1 pseudogene is annotated in these 497 nt (G+C 60.2%); it reads left to right on the forward strand.

From position 1 onward, the window contains the following. Positions 1–17: 17 nt before the first annotated feature. Positions 18–497, forward strand: a pseudogene (locus EXE45_RS17745) (branched-chain amino acid ABC transporter permease); the annotation flags it as partial.

Below are 497 nucleotides of genomic sequence, written 5' to 3' on the forward strand. Positions count from 1 at the left end.
GTCATGTCGCGTACTTCATGATTGGCGCGTACGTAACCGTGGTTCTGACCATGCCCGCCGGAGCCGCTGGGTACAACGGCATCGGGGGGTTCGCACTCCCAGAGATATTCGGTGTGCTCGGCCCGGTTGGAAGTCTCTTCGGCTGGGTACTCGGCGTCCTCGGCGGTATGATCGCCGCCGCGTTGATCTCTCTTGCGGTCGGAGTGCCGACGCTGCGCCTCCGCGAAGACTACCTCGCCATCACGGCGCTCGGAATTGCGACAATCCTCACCACCGTGGTAAACGACGAAGAATGGTTGTTCAATGGGCCGTTCGGGATCAACACCGTTCACACACCGCTTCGTGAGGTGTTCCCGCTTAGTTTGGGCGGTTTTACGGTGAATATGGTTATCTTTGGTGCCCTGTCACTCGCGACGTTCGCACTCACCGGCTACTGGCTCGTGAGGGTGTTCCAACGGCAAGGCCGCCGCGGGCGACTCATTCTCGGTGTGTTAGTC

Source organism: Halorubrum sp. SP9, from assembly GCF_005435015.1.
GTDB lineage: Archaea > Halobacteriota > Halobacteria > Halobacteriales > Haloferacaceae > Halorubrum > Halorubrum sodomense.